Source organism: Enterococcus sp. DIV0546 (assembly GCF_051712785.1).
Taxonomy (GTDB): Bacteria; Bacillota; Bacilli; order Lactobacillales; family Enterococcaceae; genus Enterococcus; species Enterococcus faecalis.
Genome location: NZ_JBIOPO010000001.1, coordinates 2,077,684 through 2,095,943, shown reverse-complemented (window position 1 = coordinate 2,095,943; position 18,260 = coordinate 2,077,684). Strand labels below are relative to the sequence as shown.

Genomic DNA, 18,260 nt, shown 5'->3' with positions numbered 1-18,260 from the left:
TCAATGTAGGTTTTTTTGATATTAAAAATTAATGGAAATGAGGATCTAGAGATGAGTAAAAATCAAGAAATTGCAGCACGTGTGTTAAAAGCTGTTGGGGGCGAAGGCAACGTTAATAGTGTTGTTCACTGTGCTACACGCTTACGTTTTAAATTAAAAGATGAAAATAAAGCAGATACAGCTGCATTGAATGCTGACCCAGATGTTATTCAGGTAGTTCAAAGTGCAGGACAATATCAAGTGGTTATTGGCAGTCACGTTAGTGATGTGTATAAGGATTTGATGGCCAACAGTGGACTAGGTAATGATTCTGATAATAGAGAAAAAGAAAGTGGCGGAAATATCTTTAACCGTTTAATTGATATTATTTCTTCTATTTTTACACCGTTTTTAGGTGCAATGGCCGGCGCTGGGGTTCTAAAAGGCTTCTTAACATTGGCTGTAACTATGGGCTGGTTAGCTGACACTTCAGGCGTATATCTTGTTCTCTTTTCGATTGCAGATGGTTTATTTACTTTCTTACCAATTATGTTAGCGTTTACGGCTGCTAAAAAATTCAATACTAATCCCTTTTTAGCGGTTGCTTTGGCGATGGCCTTAGTTCATCCCAGCATTACTGCTTTAGCAGGCAAAACAATTAGCTTTGCTGGTCTTCCAGTGATTATTGGGCCAAGTGGCTATACTTCTTCGGTTTTACCAATTATTTTGGCTGTTTTTGCACAAAGTTATGTGGAACGTTTCTTCAAAAAAGTAATTCCGAGTTTTCTACAAATTATCTGCGTTCCGTTAGCTGTGTTCCTTATTATGGCACCTGTTACCTTCTTAGCTATTGGTCCTATTGGGACGGTCATCGGCGATTGGTTGGGACAAGGATACAACGCAATTTACGCTTTTAGTCCAATTATCGCAGGGTTATTAATGGGTTCGTTGTGGCAAGTCTTGGTAATGTTTGGTATGCATTGGGGCTTTGTACCAATTATGATGTTAAACTTAACACAAGGTGGCGATACGATGGTACCAATGTTATTACCAGCCGTTATTGCACAAGGCGGGGCTGCTTTAGCTGTCTTTTTCCTAACAAAAAATGTGAAACTAAAAGGTTTGGCTTTGTCTTCAAGCATTACAACTATTTTTGGAATTACTGAACCAACTGTATATGGCGTGACTTTACCATTGAAAAAACCATTTATTGCAGCTTGTATTGGTGGCGGTATCGGTGGTGCATTTGTGGCTATGAATCACGTGAAAAACTTTACGTTTGGCTTGGTTAGTATGTTGAGCTTACCTGGGTTTATTCCTGCAGAGACAAAAGATACTGCACCGATGATTACTGGTGCAATTGGTGCCGGAATTGCCTTTATCATTGCGTTTGTCTTAACGTTTGTCTTACGTTTTGAAGATCAACCTAATTCAGAAACAGTAACTGAAAAAACAGAAACTGATAAGATGGTGGCACCTGTAAAAACGAATCAAGAAGACAAAATTATTTTAGCAAGTCCACTTCAAGGTGAAATTTTACCGCTAGAAAAAGTACAAGACCCTGTTTTTGCGTCAGGTGCTTTAGGAAAAGGTGTTGCAATTGAGCCGACTGAAGGCAAACTGTATGCACCCGCAGATGGTGAAATCACCACATTATTTCCGACAGGACATGCTGTTGGCTTGACGACAACAGAGGGCGTTGAATTATTAATGCATATTGGCATGGATACAGTCGAATTAGATGGTAAAGGATTTGAATTATCAGTGAAACAAGGTGATTCTGTTAAAAAAGGAGATTTGCTGGTTACTTTTGATATTGCTGCCATTAAAGAAGCTGGTTATCCAGTAGTTACACCGATTGTGGTAACGAATACGAATGATTATTTAGATGTTTTGGATATGAACCAAACAGACGTGTTACATGGTGAAGACTTTTTAGCCATTATTAAATAAAAGACAATTGGAGGAGGAACAAGTATGACAACAACGACAAAATTTCCAAAAGGATTTTTATGGGGCGGTGCGACCGCAGCCAATCAATTAGAAGGGGCTTACTTAGCCGATGGTAAAGGGTTATCTGTGGCAGATGCGATGCCGGGAGGAAAACAACGTTTCGCTATTTTAGGAGATGAAGCGTTTGATTGGACGATTGACGAAACGAAATATCGCTACCCTAATCATACAGGAATTGATCACTATGATCGCTTTAAAGAGGACATTGCGTTGTTTGCTAAAATGGGCTTCAAATGTTATCGATTTTCAATTGCGTGGTCGCGTATTTTTCCACAAGGAGATGAAACACAGCCGAATGAAGCCGGCTTGAAATTTTATGATGCGGTTATCGATGAATGCTTAAGCTATAACATTGAACCAGTAATTACGATTTCTCATTATGAAATGCCACTGCATTTAGCGAAAGAATACGGCGGGTGGAAAAATCGTCAATTAGTTGACTTTTATGAACGTTTTGCGGAAACTGTTTTAACACGTTACCACCAAAAAGTTAACTATTGGATGACATTCAATGAAATTAATTCAGCTTTTCATTTCCCAGCACTTAGTCAAGGATTGGTAAAAAGCAATGGAGCCAATGATTATCAAAACATTTTCCAAGCATGGCATAATCAATTTGTTGCAAGTAGTAAAGCTGTAAAAATTGGCCATGAATTAAATCCAGAATTACAAATTGGATGTATGATTATTTATGCCACAACGTATGGCATTGATTCGAATCCAGTCAATCAAGTTGCTACAATGATTGAAAACCAAGAGTTTAATTATTATTGTACAGATGTTCAAGTTCGTGGTGAATATCCAGCATACGCAGAACGCATGTATCAAAAATATGCTGTGAAAGACTTAGTTATTGAAGAAGGAGATTTAGAATTATTAAAAGAATACCCAGTGGATTACATTGGCTTTAGTTATTATATGTCGACTGCTGTCGATGTTACTGGTACTACCAACGATACAGCAAATGGGAATCTTTTAGGCGGCGTTAAAAATCCCTTCTTAGAAGCAAGTGAATGGGGTTGGCAAATTGATCCCGAAGGCTTACGAATCGCCCTAAATGAATTATATAATCGTTATCAAAAACCTTTATTTATTGTGGAAAACGGCTTAGGTGCAATTGATAAAGTAGACGAAAATTTCTATGTGGCAGACGACTATCGGATTGATTATTTACGTCGTCATATTGAAGCAATGGCAGAAGCAGTTGCAGATGGCGTCGATTTAATGGGCTATACGCCGTGGGGCTGTATTGATTTAGTCAGTGCTTCCACAGGTGAAATGAGTAAACGGTATGGGTTTATTTACGTTGATTTAGACGATGAAGGAAATGGTACTAAAAACCGTTATGAAAAAAAATCGTTTAATTGGTACAAACAAGTTATTGAAACTAATGGACAAAACTTAGACTAGTTATTGTAATTAAACAAAACAAGATAAGCGTAGTAGGTTGTTGCTTCTGTTCCCGCCGTTTATTAATTTTTAAGCTTGGGCCAAAAATCCAAAGTGATTTTTGGCCCAAGCTCTTTTTTGTCAATTTTTCAAAATAGTGCACAATACGTTATAATAGAAACAACTGAGAGGAGCGTTTCTAATGATTAAGCAATTACAACATCCATTTTTTGTTATTATGGGTCCTAGTGGTTCTGGCAAGACCGCAATTACAAGTAAGGTTTTTCCGAAAAACTATAAAGTTATCTCGCATACTACGAGGAAAAAACGATTGGATGAAGTGGATGGTGTGGATTACTATTTTGAAACAAAAGCAAGTTTTCAAACCTTGATTGAAACCAATCAGTTAGTGGAGTATGATTTTTACCATGGAAACTATTACGGTGTCGGTGTAGCTGCCATCGTTGAAACAACGAAAGAGCATCCAGCCTATAATGCGTTAACTTTTCCAGGCTTTCAAGCGGTCTTTGAGCGTTTCGGCGAGTCCGTCATTCCAGTTTTTTTTGACGTTTCAAAAGAAAATATTTATCAACGTTTAAAGCAACGAGAATCTGATCCTAAAATTATTGAAGAACGTTTAAACCTTTATGATCAAGAAATTCTTATCAAAAACCAATTGAAACAATATCCTAATTATCAACGAATAGATGCCAATGGACCTATAAAAGAGGTCGCTGACTTGTTACAAGAATGCATCAAACACTATTATTAATCAAGCAACTGGTGAGACAGAATCTAACATCAATTTTGTCTTGCTAGGTGCTTGATTTTTTTTTGTAAAAAACTTGCATTCTGAATAGAGAGTGCTATAATGACATGGTGTCATATGACAATGTGTCATAAAAGGGAGGAACACAAATATGCCTACGAATACGTTTTTTCATTTGCCAGAAGAAAAGCAACAACGCTTATTAGATGCTGCGCAAATTGAATTTTCGCGCCATTCTTTACAAGAAGCGTCAATTGCAAATATTGTTAAATTAGCGGAAATTCCGCGCGGTAGCTTTTATCAATATTTTGAGAACAAAGAAGATTTGTATTTTTATTACTTTGCGACATTAAGAAAAAATAGTGAACGAGATTTAGAGAAACAAATTATTGCGGAAAATGGTGATTTAATCGAAGCCATGGATGTCTATTTCTCCAAAATGATTGTCGAAGTACTAACTGGAGAGAATGCTTCTTTCTATCGGAATTTATTTGTCAACATGGACTATCGTGCTTCACGTCGGGTGACGGATAATTTAGCGACTGGAGAAGAGGAAAAAAATAGGAAACAGCACTGTCATAAGCATAGAGGAAGAAAAGGCCATGCTGCCTATGCAGAACATCTTTATCAAATAATCGATCGTTCGAAATTAACCATTGAAACGCCAAAAGAATTCACATGGTTCATGCAGACGGCGATGCATGCCGTTTTCTCAACAATTGTTGACGGGTATCGTCAACAAAGAGAAAATACCGCCTATGATTCAACTGAAGCAGTCAAACAATTAAAAATGAAATTAAATTGGTTGAAAAATGGCGCTTATAAGTAGCAAAAAGGAGGAGAAGTTAGTTGATTAAACTAGTCAAACGGATGTCATTATGGTCGGTCTTTGCAGCGGTTTTATTTATGATCGTACAAATTATCGCAGATTTATATCTGCCCACATTAACATCTAATATCATTAATGACGGTGTCGCTAAAGGAGATATTAACTATATTTGGAGTACAGGAGTTGTCATGTTAGGCTTTTCTTTGATTAGCATTGTCGCTTCTATTGGAAATACCTTTTTTGCCACCAAAGAATCACAAAGTTTAGGTAAAAAATTACGGACTGATATTTATCGAAAAGTTGAAAATTTTTCTAATAATGAATTTGACAAATTTGGGACAGCTTCGCTAATTACACGAACAACCAATGATGTCAATCAGATTCAAATGGTTATACAAATGTTTTTACGTTTAATGATTAATGCACCTTTAACGTTAATTGGTGCAAGTTTTATGGCGTATAACAAGGACCCACAATTAACGAAAATTTTTCTATATGTTTTACCAATTATGGCTGTTTTAGTGGGAGGTATCATGTTTTTAGCGGTTCCGTTATTTAAAAGCATGCAAAAGAAAACCGACCGTTTAAATTTAGTTTTTCGTGAAGGACTAACAGGGGTTCGTGTGATTCGGGCCTTTGGCAAAGCAAACTATGAAGAACAACGTTTTGATGAAGCCAATAAGGATTATACACAAACGGCGATTAAAGTGAATACGATTGTCGCTTTGATGATTCCTTTAATGACACTCATTATGAGTGGTACCAATATTGCAATCACTTGGTTTGGCGGTCATTATATTGCGGAAATGCAACTAGAGGTAGGGAACTTAATTGCCTTTATGACTTATGCCATGCAAATTCTGATGAGTTTCATGATGTTATCCATGATTTTTGTCATGGTACCGCGGGCGCAAGCCTCTGCTGATCGGATTAATGAGGTGCTAAATACTGATTCAGAAATCAAAGATGTACCCAATCCAGAACTACTCTCTCTAAAAGGTGACAAAGCAACATTGGCGTTTGAACATGTTAATTATCGTTACCAGCATGCTGAAAACTTAGCACTGGAAGATATAGATTTTTCAGCAAAATCTGGGGAGACGGTCGCGATTATTGGTGGGACAGGTTCTGGGAAAACAACGCTGGTTAATCTTTTGCCACGTTTTTATGATGTTGAATCTGGCAAAATTTTGCTAAATGGTAAAAACATTAAAGATACGTCACAGCATAATTTACGAGAAATGATTGGCTTTGTACCGCAAAAGGCTGTTTTATTTACAGGAACGATTCGTGAAAATATGCAATACGGCGCCCCAAATGCGACCGATGAAGAAATTTGGCAAGCCTTAGAAATTGCGCAGGCGAAGGCGTTTGTTTCAGAATTGGCAGAAGGTTTGGATAGTCATGTCGAACAAGGCGGCGGTAATTTCTCTGGCGGACAACGCCAGCGGTTGGCTATTGCTCGTGCTTTAGTAAAACCAGCAGATGTCTATGTTTTTGATGATTCCTTTTCTGCATTGGATTTCAAAACAGATGCTAATTTAAGAAAAGCCTTAAAAGAGCAGATGACGGATGCAATTGTCGTTTTAGTAGCCCAACGTGTAAGTACGGTTATGGAAGCATCGACAATTTTAGTATTAGACGAAGGGAAATTAGTTGGTAAAGGAACGCATGAAGAGTTATTAGCGAATAACCAAACGTATCAAGAAATTGTACATTCTCAATTGAGAGAGGAGGACCTTGCATGAGTAGTCGACCAAAAGGCGGACCAATGGGCGGGGGACCAGGACGCAACATTGGCGCAAAAGGGCCAAAACCAAAAAATTTCTGGAAAACAGTGAAACGTTTATTTCGGTACATGTCTAAACGAATGCTGTCAATTATTGCTGTCTTAGTGTTAGCAATCGCAGCCGTCGTTTTCCAAATTCAAACACCAAAAGTATTAGGACAGGCAACAACTGAAATTTTTAAAGGCGTCATGAAAGGCGCTGCTGAAATGAAACAAGGCTTAAAAATAACATCTTTTCCAATTGATTTTGACAAAATCGGTCAAATTTTATTAATTGTTATTGCCATGTACCTTATTTCTGCTGTCTTTAATTTCTTGCAGCAAGTAATTATGACACGTGTTTCACAGCGAACAGTTTATGAATTACGTCAAGAATTAGAAGCGAAAATGAACAAAGTTCCAATTTCCTATTATGATACTCATAGTAATGGGGACATCATGTCGCGGGCAATTAACGACATGGATAATATTGCGAGTACTTTACAACAAAACTTAACCCAATTAATTACCAGTATCGTGACATTTGTGGGCGTACTTTGGATGATGCTGACCATTAGCTGGCAGTTAACACTAATTGCCTTAGCAACAGTGCCATTAAGTTTAATTGTTGTGATGGTTGTGGCGCCTCGCTCGCAAAAACATTTTGCGGCTCAACAAAAAAGCTTAGGATTATTGAATAACCAAGTCGAAGAAACCTACGGTGGTCACGTAGTAGTAAAAAGTTTCAACCACGAAGAAAGTGATCAAGAAGTATTTGAAAAAGAAAATGAAAAATTATATCATGCTGGTCGCAAAGCACAATTTATTTCAGCGATCATTATGCCTTTAATGAACTTTATCAAAAATCTAGGCTACGTGTTTGTTGCAGTCCTTGGTGGCGTAAAAGTAGCGAATGGTATGATGGATTTAGGGGATGTCCAAGCATTTCTTCAATATACCAATCAATTTTCACAACCGATTACTCAAATCGCTAATTTAATGAATACAATCCAAGCTACGGTTGCTTCGGCAGAACGTGTCTTTGAAGTATTAGATGAAGAAGAAATGGTGGATGAACCTTCTGGCATACCAGTGGAAACAGATAGTCCTTATCGTGTTTCTTTTGAACATGTTGCTTTTGGCTATTCACCAGAGAAATTATTAATGAAAGATTTCAATTTAAATGTTAAACCTGGGGAAATGGTCGCAATCGTGGGCCCAACAGGTGCTGGGAAAACAACCCTAATTAACTTATTGGAACGCTTCTATGATATTAGTAGTGGCAGCATCAAATATGATGGCGTTGATACGCGCGATTTATCTCGCGAAGAGTTGCGAGCACACTTTTCAATGGTTCTTCAAGATACTTGGTTGTTCACTGGAAGTATCTATGACAATATTCATTATGGTAATGAGCAAGCGAGCGAAGAAGAAGTGATCCGTGCGGCGAAAGCAGCCCATGTGGATGATTTTGTCAGAAAATTACCAGAAGGCTATCAAACGATTTTAAATGAAGAAGCCAGCAATATTTCTCAAGGTCAACGACAATTAATTACAATTGCTCGAGCATTCTTAGCAAATCCAGACGTTTTAATTTTGGATGAAGCCACCTCAAGTGTGGACACTCGAACAGAAATACTGATTCAAGCAGCAATGAATCGTTTATTGGAAAATCGGACCAGCTTTGTAGTTGCTCATCGCTTGTCGACTATCCGTGATGCTGATACGATTATCGTTATGGCAGAAGGTTCAATTGTGGAAACAGGAACCCACGATGAATTAATGGCAAAAAATGGTTTTTATGCTGATTTATATAACAGTCAGTTTTCAGAAGAAGTAGCCTAAAAGGCGAAGCAAAAAAATAGTAATTCATGATAAGGCTTCAGGAACCATAGTCGTAAAGACTGGTTCCTGAAGCCTTATTTTTTTGACAAAAAGTTAGCGAAATTGAAAAATTTCTATTTTCTTTTGAGAAAAACAGGATATTACTTGATGAAATAGCAAGAGATGTATAAAATGGGAGAGAAGAAAATGGAGGTAACAAAAAAAATGACTGAATTTCAATTAGAAAAAGCTGCGACATTAAAAACAATTGCCATTCGTGCGAAAAAAGTTGGCGAAATGGTCGACTTTTATAAAAAAGTAATGGGTTTTGTTTTAAAGTCAGAAGAAAATAACCTGTCTATCTGGGGTACACGTGAAGCAGGAACGCAATTATTAATTTTAGAAGAAACTAGAAAAGCCGAAGATTTTCATAATGAAGAAAAGCAAATGGCTTATTTTTCAATTAAAGTTCCTACGGAAAAAGAATTTTTACAAATTGCTCAACGAGTGCTTGAGCAAGACTACCCAATTGATGAAAGTTTCCAAATTGGCACACGACAAAGCATGTTCATTACTGATCTTGAAGGCAATCAATTTGAGATTTTTCACGATGAGGCAACAGCAAATTCGACTTCTGAAAAGCAACCAATTGTGCTTAAAGATCTTATCAGTGAGGACTTAGAGCCACATCAAGGGTTAGCCGCTGGCTCATATTTAGCGCATGTGCAATTAAAAACAAACAATCAAAAAGAAATAAAAGCATACTATGAGGAAGTTCTGGGTTTAAAACGCAATGAAAAAGATCAATTTGTTTTAGAAGATGGCAAAGCAACTATTGGATTCCAAAAACCTGAAACAAGTGAAGTGGATCAATTACCTGATCCACACTTAGGTTTAGATTTCTTTACCATTAAGCTCTCTGATCAAGACCATATTTTAGCAATGGAGCAACAATTAACGGCAAAAAATCAAGAGTTCTTTATTGACCAGAAAAAAGCGATTGTCACTGTGTTTGATCCAATTGGCTTGGAATGGTGGTTTGTCTTAAAATAAACGCTTAGACAGACAAAATAAGCTTGTTTTAGCAAGTCTGGAATAAAGTCGGAATAAAAGTTTAACGCTGCTTTTGTTCGGGACTTATTCTAGACTTTTCCTTTAATATTAAAAATAGAAGGTGAAAAAATGTACGAAAAAACAAAGTGGAAAATTCAAAAAATGATGAAAAAAGGTGTTTTTTCGGGCGCTAGTTTTTGTTTCATTGAAGGTGAAAAAGAGGAGAGCAATTGTTGGGGACTCGCACAAGTAAAACCCACCAAAGAACAATTAACCTCGGCCATGCTGTTTGATGTGGCTTCTTTAACCAAAGTAGTCGGCACTACCACCGTTATTTTGCAATTAGTGGAAGAAGGAAAAATTATTCTAGATCAATCATTACAAACTTATTATCCCTCTTTTCAAGATTCTAATATTACAATCCGGCATTTGTTGACACATACGGCAGATTTACAAGGCTATATTCCTAATCGTGATCAGCTGAATGCCCAAGAATTAAAAGACGCCTACAATCATTCCTTTCACGCAGGCAAAGCAATAGGTGAAAAAGTCGTCTATACAGATGCAGGGACTATTTTATTAGGCTTTATGTTAGAAGAAATGTTCCAACAATCAATGATAGAAATTTTATCTGAGCGAGTATTGCTTCCTTTAGGGATGAACGAAAGTACGTTTCTACCAAAGAATCCTTTAAACTGTGTGCCAACAGAATTACATGAACAAAGAGGGTTGATTCGAGGTGCAACCCATGATCCTAAGGCATTCGTTTTACGGGAACATGCAGGGAATGCTGGTTTGTTTAGCAATGTCTATGATTTAACAAAATTTGTTCGAATGTATTTAAATCGAGGCAGTTATCACAATCACCAATTCTTGAAAAAAGAGACAATTGATTTGTTACTAGTTAACCAAGTGCCAGCTGCAGATAAACCACGTTCTCTAGGCTGGGATTTTAAATATGATGTAGCTACGCAACGGCCATTATTATTCCATACAGGCTATACAGGCACTTTTTTGCTAATTGATGTGCGACAACAATCAGCGTTTATCTTTTTATCTAATCGAGTCCATCCAGAGGACCACCGGAACACTTATATCGAAGAAAGAGATCAGTTGTTGGCAACCTATTTAAAAGAGAAATCATCAGTTTCAGATGAAATGACTAGTTTTTAGTGATATAATGAGAGCGAATTCAATTTGGGAGGTCACAGTCAATGCAAGAACCATTATTTTTACAACCTGTTTTTCAAGAAAAAATTTGGGGTGGCAATCGTCTACACACGCTATTTGGTTTCGATTTACCGAACGATAAAATTGGTGAAGATTGGGCAATCAGTGCACATCCACATGGCGTTAGTACTGTTTTAAATGGCGAATTTAAAGGAAAAAAATTAGATGAATTGTGGGCAGACCATCAAGAGTTATTCGGCCATGCAGGTGGCGCTGTCTTTCCATTATTAACGAAAATTTTAGATGCTGAAGATGATTTATCCGTGCAAGTTCATCCTGATGATGCATATGGTCAAAAACATGAAGGCGAGCTAGGCAAAACTGAATGTTGGTACATTATTGATGCAGAACCTGGCGCTGAAATCATTTATGGACATCACGCGAAAACAAAAGAAGAACTTGCAGAAATGATTGAAGAAGGTCGCTGGGACGATCTTTTAAGAAAAGTACCAGTGAAAAAAGGCGATTTTTATTATGTACCAAGCGGCACTATTCATGCCATCGGCTCGGGTATTTTAATTTTAGAAACGCAACAAAGCAGTGATACTACGTATCGGGTTTATGATTATGATCGAACAGATGATCAAGGAAAGACCCGGGAATTGCATATTCAACAATCCATTGATGTGACAACCGTTCCGGCAAAGGATCCTGACCTCTCTATTCAACAAGAAAATCAAGGACAATCAAGCATTGTTACTTATGTAAAAACAGATTTCTTTAATGTTTATGAGTGGCGTGTCAGTGGGATTCTAAAAGTTAAAAAACAAGCACCTTATACATTAGCAACAGTTATTGAAGGTGTGGGTCGATTGATTACAGAAGATGCTGCAAAAGCAGATGTGGCTACTTTTGATTTGAAAAAAGGCGATAGCTTTATCTTTCCAACAGATATTCCGAGCTGGCGTTTTGAAGGTGATCTAACGATTATAGCTTCAGAACCTGGCAGTCGCTAAAAAAATGAGGAGATCATCAACAGATGATTTCCTCATTTTTTGGCATTAAAACAGTTTATTTTGTTATAAAGGAACGTTTAGGTAAGGCAGCGATAACAGCTGTGACGATGATGACTGATAGCAGACGATCCCCGTAATCTGTTATCAATTGAACCAACAGGACGCTTGCTAACTGATTTAAGCCTAAACCATATAAAAATTGGACAATTATGCTGGAGCCAGCAGAAGTAATTCCACCAAATAAACAAACTGTGATTAAGGAAGAAATCACTGTTCCTGGCATCGTTAACCACAACGTTTTAAATGGTAATTTGGTTACTTTTAACTGCTGATGAAGGAGCAAACCTGCTAAAATTCCTGTGCAGAGTTGGACAGGTGAATAATACAGAGAAAAGATATCCGTTGTCAATCCAGTTAGTAGACTTGTTAAAATACCTGTCAGTGCGCCAAAGAGTGGGCCTAATAACGCACCTGTAAAAATAGTTCCCGCACTATCAAGATAGATTGGTAAGCGAAGGAGCAATGCAATGGTACTGCCAAGGTAATTTAAAGCAACACTAAAAGCGATAATTGTAATGATTCGTGGTGTTATTTTTTTCATGGTTATCCCATCCTTAAATTTTTGAAATCTCTTTCGATCTCATCTATTTGTACATTTAAAAGAATGGATAGAAACTTCACGAAAAACTGTTGACTATCAACCGTAGTCAAGACATGACAATTGGCTGGTTGCTGCTGGAAATGATACTGATCGATCATTGATTGCCCCATAGCAATGCCGTCAGGAACAATTTGTCCGTAACTGGAAAAGCCTTGGCAGAGCGTAGGATCAATAAAATAAGCAACCGCTAAGGGATCGTTGATAACACACCCTAAAATACGTTCATATTTCCAATGAAAATCAAAATAAAATTGAGTAATCTCAGCGAGGTAATTCCCCATTTTGGGGTTGAGTCGTTGACAATAATTGAGAATTGTTGGTGTAAAAACAATTTCTCGTGTGACATCTAAGCCGACCATTTCGATTTTTGCACCTAATTTCTCAAAAACCCAAGCTGCTGCATCAGGATCACACCAATAATTAAATTCTGCAACAGGAGAGCAATTGCCGTGGCTTTTAAAGGTACCACCCATTGAGACAAAACGTTGAAGATTTCGCCCCAGAAGAGGTTCTTTTTTTAAAGCCAACGCAATGTTTGTTAAAGGACCAAGGGCAATGATTGAACAATCGGTGGCTTGTTGAAAGGTTTGTGCTAAATAGTCGGCAGCGGAAAGCGCTTGTGCTTGGATTTTGCTAGTTCTGGGGAAATATGTTTCACCTAAACCATCCATGCCATGTGTATCTTGTGCACTAACAAATGGCCGTTTTAAAGGGCTAGCAGCCCCTTGGTAGACAGGAATATCTAAGCGATTAACTTTTTCTAAACATTTAAAAACATTTCCCACGCCAATCTCCACAGGGACATTTCCACAAACAACTGTAATCGCTTGGACATCTAGCTCTGGTGAAGCAAGTGCATACAAGAGAGCAAGCGTGTCATCAATTCCAGGATCACAATCAATAATTACTTTTTGCATTTTTTCCAATCCTCCTTTTTCGTTAACTGCAAATGATAACTCTTGTTAAAAAAGCTATGACTTGAGTTAGTATTGAGAGATACTTAGTTTTTTATTCTGGGAAGTTTCCGAACCAGTCCGAGAAATTCTCGATTTTAAATGCACCTCTTTATCTTACTATATTTTGTAAAGATGTAAATAGTTGTCGGAGAAATGAAAAAGAATCTAGTCCTATATGTAGGAACTAGATTCTTCTTTTATTTATAAAGCGTTTCAGGAATAGCGATCGGTTCACCATATTTTTTCTCTAAAGCGGTCCGAATTAACCGAATCCCTAGATTTTTGTTGCGTGCTAAGATTGGACCGTGAAAGTAGGAGCCAAACACATTTTTATAGACAACGCCTTCGCCATTATCTTGACCGTTATTGCCTTTGCCTTGTTTGACTGTTCCTAAAGGTCGTTCACCTTCGCCTAAAAAAGTCATGCCGTTATGATTCTCAAAACCATAATACGTTTCATCAAATTCTTCATTATAAATTTCAATATCACCAATGAAACGATTGTTGTCTTGGCTCAAAGTGTAATGATCTAACGCACCGATTCCTTTAATTTTTTCGCCTTGTGCGCCGACATAGTAATGTCCTAGAAGTTGATAACCACCACAGATAGCTAACAAGACGCCGTCATTTTCAATATAAGAAGTCAAAGCTTCTTTTTTATTCTGAATGTCTTCTGAGATGATCAGTTGCTCGAAGTCTTGACCGCCACCAACAAAGACTAAATCATATTTTTCGGGATCAAACGGTTCGTAGATACTGATAATTTCTGATCGGAAGGTAACGCCCATTTTTTCGGTTAAATATTTAAGCATCAATAAATTTCCGTTATCTCCGTAAGTATTTAATAAGTTGCCATATAAATGACAAACGACTAATTCTTTAGACACCATTCATTCCCCCTTGAATATACCCTTGGGCTGTTAATGATTTTCTTAATTGCAAAACAGCAGTATAGGTTGCCAAAATATAGACATGATCTGTCGGCAACGTTTTAATTTCTGAAATTACTTGCTCCAAATCAGGAATTTCTAGTAATTTTTCTTCAGGAATACCCGCAACTTTTAAACGCAAGGCCATATCTTCATGGCGATCACCGCCAGCAATTACTTTTGGAATGTCCATATCAGCAAAGGCTTCATGATTACCATCCCAAATCCAACTGACATCAATTCCATCTGCATAATTGGCATTTAATAATGAAACCAGCGAGAAAGAGTAAGGGGCTAAGCCCATCATATCAATGACCTGATTTAAACCAACGGGATTTTTTACTAAAACTAACGTACATTCTTTATCGCCAACTTTAATAGTTTCTTGACGCCCAAAAACTTTTTCATCATAAGCTAAACCTGCTCGGATTTTATCTGGTGCCACCTGATAATATTCTGCTACCGCTGTGGCTGCTAGCGCATTATAAACATTATACATCCCACCAACAGCAATGCCGTATTCTTCGCCATCAATCACAAAATCAGCAGATGTGTTATCCATCCGGACCATTTCCGTTAACTGCACATCCAATTCAGGGCGTTTGAAGCCACAATTTGGGCAATAGTAATCACCTAAATTAGCATACGTAATCATTTTATAATGAAGAATATGATTACATTTTGGACATAAAACCCCATCTGTATTGTAATGAGCCAATTGCTCTTTCGGTGGTAAATGATTAAATCCATAGTATTTGCGAGGATTTACAGTTTCTTTTGAATTAAAAATTGGCGAATCACCGTTGCACAAAATAGTTGCTTCAGGAGCAGCGGCGGCGCCTTCCATAATTAAGCGATACGTCGTATAAATTTCACCATAGCGATCCATTTGGTCGCGGAAAATATTCGTAAAAACAAATAATTTTGGTTGAATATATTTAGTGACGCGGCTTAAACTTGCTTCATCAATTTCTAACACCGCAAATTTCTTTTGTCCTTTTTTCGCCTTGGCATTTAAAAAAGTAGAGACAATTCCTTGCTCCATGTTAGCACCCGTTGGATTTGTTAATACCTCATCAAATTCTTGGCGTAAAATGTTAACAGTTAAAGCAGTTGTCAATGTTTTGCCGTTCGTTCCAGTGACTACGACAATTTCATAGTCTTTTGCCAATGTATCTAAAATTTTAGGATCGATTTTTAGGGCTAATTTCCCTGGGTAGCTACTGCCGCCTTTAAAAAATGTTTGTAAAACCCATTGCGAAGTTTTTCCTGCAGCAATTGCTAAATGACTTCGAATCCCCATTTGTTGTCCCCCAATTTCTATATCTTTAATTTTTCGTTATTTTAAATTAAACTCAATCTATCATACCATAACTAAAATAAAAAATTAATTCCTTTTACTTTTTCTTACTATTATTTAAAAAGTCTTTTAGAAAAAGTAGAATAGTGAAGGAAAAAAGAGAATAGACGACTTGTCTTAACAACAAATCGTCCATTGATTTCCATTTTTATTTCGCATCAATATAACTGTATAGCGTATATTTAGAAATATTGAAGAAGTTAGAAACTTTGTCCCCAGATTTAGTGACTAAGAAGGCGCCTTTATTATTTAAAAATTGAATACACTTGATTTTATCGTCCTTCGTCATTAATGGGACCGGCTTACCAACTAATTTGACTGATTCGTGAATTAAATCGTCTAACAACTCATTAACATCCTGAGGAATGTAATCAGGGTCTTTATCTTCTTCAGGTTCTGCAGTGGAAATCAAAGATTTTAAGTTCGACTCTGCAGCAATCAATGTAGTGATGTCGTAGTTAATAGCAAAAATACCATCGAGTTGACCATTCTCATCTTTAAAATACATTGTACTAGATTTTAAAATACGACCATCATGGGTGCGGGTCAGATAGTTAATATGATCATTCAACTCACTAGGGTCTTTTTTTAAGGCTTCTAAGACTACTTGAGAAGGTCCATCGCCCAGATGACGAGAAGAGACATGACCATTTTCAATGGAAACAATAGAGTTGTTAATATTGTCTTCATTGATTTGGTGGATAACGACTTCGCAGTTTTCCCCAAATTGACCAGCTAAACCTTTAGCAATTTGTGTTAAAAAAGTAAGTTTTTCGTCGGATAACATAAATAAGCTCCTTTCTAATGTGCCTGGCACAAACAGTTTTTATAAGATTGTGTCAAATTTAACATAATATTTTTAAATGGAATAGGCAGGGCTAAATCCTTTAATGTCGCGTACTACCTGTTCTGAAAAATAATGATAGCATGATAAAAATAATAATACAAGATAACGGCTGTCAAAATTCTAAAAAATATTTTTTAGGCAGCATTGTTTTTTTTAAGGCAAGGTGATATACTTTAATCAAGTTAATGAGTTCGTTAGTAAAAAAATGCAAGCGCTTCAAATACTTTTCGTAGAAATATAGATTAGAAAAGCTAGACAAGCTATATTCGTGAATGATTGAGCGATTGATTTGTAAACGTTTGCTACATGTGGGGAATAGGTTGGAAAATAGGAGGAGAATACATGTTATTAATTGGAAATGGGCGTTTAATCACTCGGGATGCGCAGAATCATTTTTTTGAAAATGGGTGTGTGGCGATTGATGGTCAAGTTGTGAAACAAGTCGGAACGACAGAAGAATTAAAACAAGCTTATCCAGAAGCGACATTTATTGATGCTAAAGGTGGAGTGATTATGCCAGGCTTTATTAACATGCACAATCATATTTATAGTACCTTTGCACGTGGGTTAAGTTTAACGAATTATCATCCTAAAAATTTCATGGATATTTTGGTAGATCAATGGTGGCGAATTGATCGTGCCTTGACATTAGAAGACACTTATCAAAGTGGTAAGGTTGCTTATTTAGATAGTATTCGCAACGGCGTTACAACTGTCTTTGATCATCATGCTAGTTACGGAGAAATTACAGGGAGTTTAACCCAATTATCTAATGCAGCGGACGAGTTAGGGATTCGAACCTGCCTTTGTTATGAAGTTTCTGATCGCGATGGTGAGCAGAAAATGCGGGAAGCAGTTCAAGAAAATGCCGCCTTTATTAAAGCCAGTTCCTTAAGAAATGATGATATGCAAAAAGCGATGATGGGTATGCATGCAGCATTTACTTTATCAGATGCTTCTTTAGAATTATGTGCAGCCAATACGCCAGATGGGATTGGTTATCATATTCATATTGCAGAGGATTTAGCCGATGTTCATGATTCTTTGAAAAAATATGGGAAGCCGATTGTGAACCGATTATTTGATTTAGGAATTTTAGGAAAACAGACAATGGCAGGCCATTGCATCCATATTGGACCTCATGAGATGGAATTACTAAGAGATACAGACACAATGGTGGTCACGAATCCAGAGTCGAATATGGGGAATGCGGTCGGTTGCCCACCTGCGATGCGCATGTTTAATGAGTATGGTATTTTGATGGGTCTTGGCACAGATGGTTATACGAATGATGTGACGGAATCTTATAAGGTAGGAAATGTTATCCACAAACATCATTTAGCTGATCCAAATGCGGCTTGGGCAGAAATTCCCACAATGCTGTTTGATAATAATCCGCAAATGGCTAATCGCTATTTTAAAACAAAGCTAGGCGTTTTAGAACCTGATGCAGCAGCAGACGTCATTATTGTTGATTATCATGGCCCGACACCAATGACAAAAGAGAATTATAACATGCACATTTTATTCGGCATGAATGGTGGGATGGTTACTGACACGGTGATTAATGGAGAAATTCGGATGCGTAATCGTGAAGTTCAAGGAATTGATGAAGAGAAAATTTGGCATGATGCGCAAACGCAAGCACAATCTTTCTGGAAACGAGTAAATCAATAGCTTTCATTATAAATAAAAGG

General features: G+C 37.2%; 15 protein-coding genes and 1 riboswitch. Of the genes, 10 read left to right on the top strand and 5 right to left on the bottom strand.

Annotated features, from left to right (window positions below; genetic code table 11):
* Positions 1 to 51: 51 nt before the first annotated feature.
* The 9 genes from IGJ24_RS10110 to manA all read left to right on the top strand — a co-directional run bounded on the left by IGJ24_RS10110 (position 52) and on the right by manA (position 11,810).
* Complete coding sequence (locus IGJ24_RS10110) at positions 52 to 1,932, top strand: beta-glucoside-specific PTS transporter subunit IIABC (RefSeq protein WP_048737933.1); 1,881 nt, start codon at positions 52 to 54, stop codon at positions 1,930 to 1,932.
* Positions 1,933 to 1,956: 24 nt separating this feature from the next.
* Positions 1,957 to 3,402 carry a glycoside hydrolase family 1 protein gene (locus tag IGJ24_RS10105; RefSeq protein ID WP_002362575.1) on the top strand — a complete coding sequence of 482 codons (1,446 nt, stop codon included), beginning with the start codon at positions 1,957 to 1,959 and terminating at the stop codon, positions 3,400 to 3,402.
* A 181-nt stretch (positions 3,403 to 3,583) separates the two neighbouring features.
* Positions 3,584 to 4,153 (top strand): guanylate kinase, encoded by a 570-nt coding sequence (locus IGJ24_RS10100; protein ID WP_104845872.1) that lies wholly within the window; start codon positions 3,584 to 3,586, stop codon positions 4,151 to 4,153.
* A gap of 148 nt (positions 4,154 to 4,301) precedes the next feature.
* Positions 4,302 to 4,979 carry a TetR/AcrR family transcriptional regulator gene (locus IGJ24_RS10095; RefSeq protein ID WP_002367146.1) on the top strand — a complete coding sequence of 226 codons (678 nt, stop codon included), beginning with the start codon at positions 4,302 to 4,304 and terminating at the stop codon, positions 4,977 to 4,979.
* A gap of 20 nt (positions 4,980 to 4,999) precedes the next feature.
* Positions 5,000 to 6,727, top strand: coding sequence for an ABC transporter ATP-binding protein (locus IGJ24_RS10090; protein ID WP_289865633.1), 1,728 nt, complete (start codon positions 5,000 to 5,002; stop codon positions 6,725 to 6,727).
* Positions 6,724 to 8,592 (top strand): ABC transporter ATP-binding protein, encoded by a 1,869-nt coding sequence (locus tag IGJ24_RS10085; protein ID WP_002359616.1) that lies wholly within the window; start codon positions 6,724 to 6,726, stop codon positions 8,590 to 8,592. Before IGJ24_RS10090 ends, IGJ24_RS10085 begins: the two co-directional genes overlap by 4 nt.
* A 162-nt stretch (positions 8,593 to 8,754) precedes the next feature.
* Positions 8,755 to 9,624, top strand: coding sequence for a VOC family protein (locus IGJ24_RS10080; protein WP_025191864.1), 870 nt, complete (start codon positions 8,755 to 8,757; stop codon positions 9,622 to 9,624).
* Positions 9,625 to 9,753: 129 nt separating this feature from the next.
* Positions 9,754 to 10,797 carry a serine hydrolase domain-containing protein gene (locus IGJ24_RS10075; protein WP_016626744.1) on the top strand — a complete coding sequence of 348 codons (1,044 nt, stop codon included), beginning with the start codon at positions 9,754 to 9,756 and terminating at the stop codon, positions 10,795 to 10,797.
* Positions 10,798 to 10,838: 41 nt separating this feature from the next.
* Positions 10,839 to 11,810 carry a mannose-6-phosphate isomerase, class I gene (gene manA, locus IGJ24_RS10070; RefSeq protein ID WP_289865635.1) on the top strand — a complete coding sequence of 324 codons (972 nt, stop codon included), beginning with the start codon at positions 10,839 to 10,841 and terminating at the stop codon, positions 11,808 to 11,810.
* A 55-nt stretch (positions 11,811 to 11,865) separates the two neighbouring features.
* Here the strand turns inward: manA and IGJ24_RS10065 are convergent, their stop codons facing one another.
* From IGJ24_RS10065 to IGJ24_RS10045, 5 genes are all read right to left on the bottom strand, one after another.
* Positions 11,866 to 12,411, bottom strand: coding sequence for an ECF transporter S component (locus tag IGJ24_RS10065; protein ID WP_129193734.1), 546 nt, complete (start codon positions 12,409 to 12,411; stop codon positions 11,866 to 11,868).
* 2 nt (positions 12,412 to 12,413) lie between these two features.
* Positions 12,414 to 13,388 carry a nucleoside hydrolase gene (locus IGJ24_RS10060; RefSeq protein ID WP_129193733.1) on the bottom strand — a complete coding sequence of 325 codons (975 nt, stop codon included), beginning with the start codon at positions 13,386 to 13,388 and terminating at the stop codon, positions 12,414 to 12,416.
* A 77-nt stretch (positions 13,389 to 13,465) separates the two neighbouring features.
* Positions 13,466 to 13,510, bottom strand: a riboswitch (PreQ1 riboswitch).
* 114 nt (positions 13,511 to 13,624) lie between these two features.
* On the bottom strand, positions 13,625 to 14,317 hold the full coding sequence (locus IGJ24_RS10055; protein ID WP_002356583.1) for a type 1 glutamine amidotransferase: 693 nt from the start codon (positions 14,315 to 14,317) through the stop codon (positions 13,625 to 13,627).
* Complete coding sequence (locus IGJ24_RS10050; protein WP_002362254.1) at positions 14,307 to 15,659, bottom strand: Mur ligase family protein; 1,353 nt, start codon at positions 15,657 to 15,659, stop codon at positions 14,307 to 14,309. The genes IGJ24_RS10055 and IGJ24_RS10050 overlap by 11 nt, the downstream gene beginning before the upstream one ends.
* Positions 15,660 to 15,864: 205 nt before the next feature.
* A complete protein-coding gene (locus IGJ24_RS10045) occupies positions 15,865 to 16,503 on the bottom strand; it encodes a helix-turn-helix transcriptional regulator (RefSeq protein ID WP_002381503.1) in 639 nt (212 codons plus the stop codon).
* Between the two features lie 402 nt (positions 16,504 to 16,905).
* Here IGJ24_RS10045 and ssnA point away from each other — a divergent pair, with 402 nt between their 5' ends.
* Entirely contained in the window at positions 16,906 to 18,240 is a 1,335-nt protein-coding gene (gene ssnA / locus IGJ24_RS10040) for a putative aminohydrolase SsnA (protein ID WP_129193732.1), read from the top strand.
* Positions 18,241 to 18,260 lie beyond the last annotated feature (20 nt).

What these genes read in the sequence shown, in the direction of transcription:
- IGJ24_RS10110 (WP_048737933.1), top strand. Translation starts at nt 52, where the DNA reads ATGAGTAAAAATCAAGAAATTGCAGCACGTGTGTTAAAAGCTGTTGGG.
- IGJ24_RS10105 (WP_002362575.1), top strand. Translation starts at nt 1,957, where the DNA reads ATGACAACAACGACAAAATTTCCAAAAGGATTTTTATGGGGCGGTGCG.
- IGJ24_RS10100 (WP_104845872.1), top strand. Translation starts at nt 3,584, where the DNA reads ATGATTAAGCAATTACAACATCCATTTTTTGTTATTATGGGTCCTAGT.
- IGJ24_RS10095 (WP_002367146.1), top strand. Translation starts at nt 4,302, where the DNA reads ATGCCTACGAATACGTTTTTTCATTTGCCAGAAGAAAAGCAACAACGC.
- IGJ24_RS10085 (WP_002359616.1), top strand. Translation starts at nt 6,724, where the DNA reads ATGAGTAGTCGACCAAAAGGCGGACCAATGGGCGGGGGACCAGGACGC.
- IGJ24_RS10080 (WP_025191864.1), top strand. Translation starts at nt 8,755, where the DNA reads ATGTATAAAATGGGAGAGAAGAAAATGGAGGTAACAAAAAAAATGACT.
- IGJ24_RS10075 (WP_016626744.1), top strand. Translation starts at nt 9,754, where the DNA reads ATGTACGAAAAAACAAAGTGGAAAATTCAAAAAATGATGAAAAAAGGT.
- manA (WP_289865635.1), top strand. Translation starts at nt 10,839, where the DNA reads ATGCAAGAACCATTATTTTTACAACCTGTTTTTCAAGAAAAAATTTGG.
- IGJ24_RS10065 (WP_129193734.1), bottom strand. Translation starts at nt 12,411, where the DNA reads ATGAAAAAAATAACACCACGAATCATTACAATTATCGCTTTTAGTGTT.
- IGJ24_RS10060 (WP_129193733.1), bottom strand. Translation starts at nt 13,388, where the DNA reads ATGCAAAAAGTAATTATTGATTGTGATCCTGGAATTGATGACACGCTT.
- IGJ24_RS10055 (WP_002356583.1), bottom strand. Translation starts at nt 14,317, where the DNA reads ATGGTGTCTAAAGAATTAGTCGTTTGTCATTTATATGGCAACTTATTA.
- IGJ24_RS10050 (WP_002362254.1), bottom strand. Translation starts at nt 15,659, where the DNA reads ATGGGGATTCGAAGTCATTTAGCAATTGCTGCAGGAAAAACTTCGCAA.
- IGJ24_RS10045 (WP_002381503.1), bottom strand. Translation starts at nt 16,503, where the DNA reads ATGTTATCCGACGAAAAACTTACTTTTTTAACACAAATTGCTAAAGGT.
- ssnA (WP_129193732.1), top strand. Translation starts at nt 16,906, where the DNA reads ATGTTATTAATTGGAAATGGGCGTTTAATCACTCGGGATGCGCAGAAT.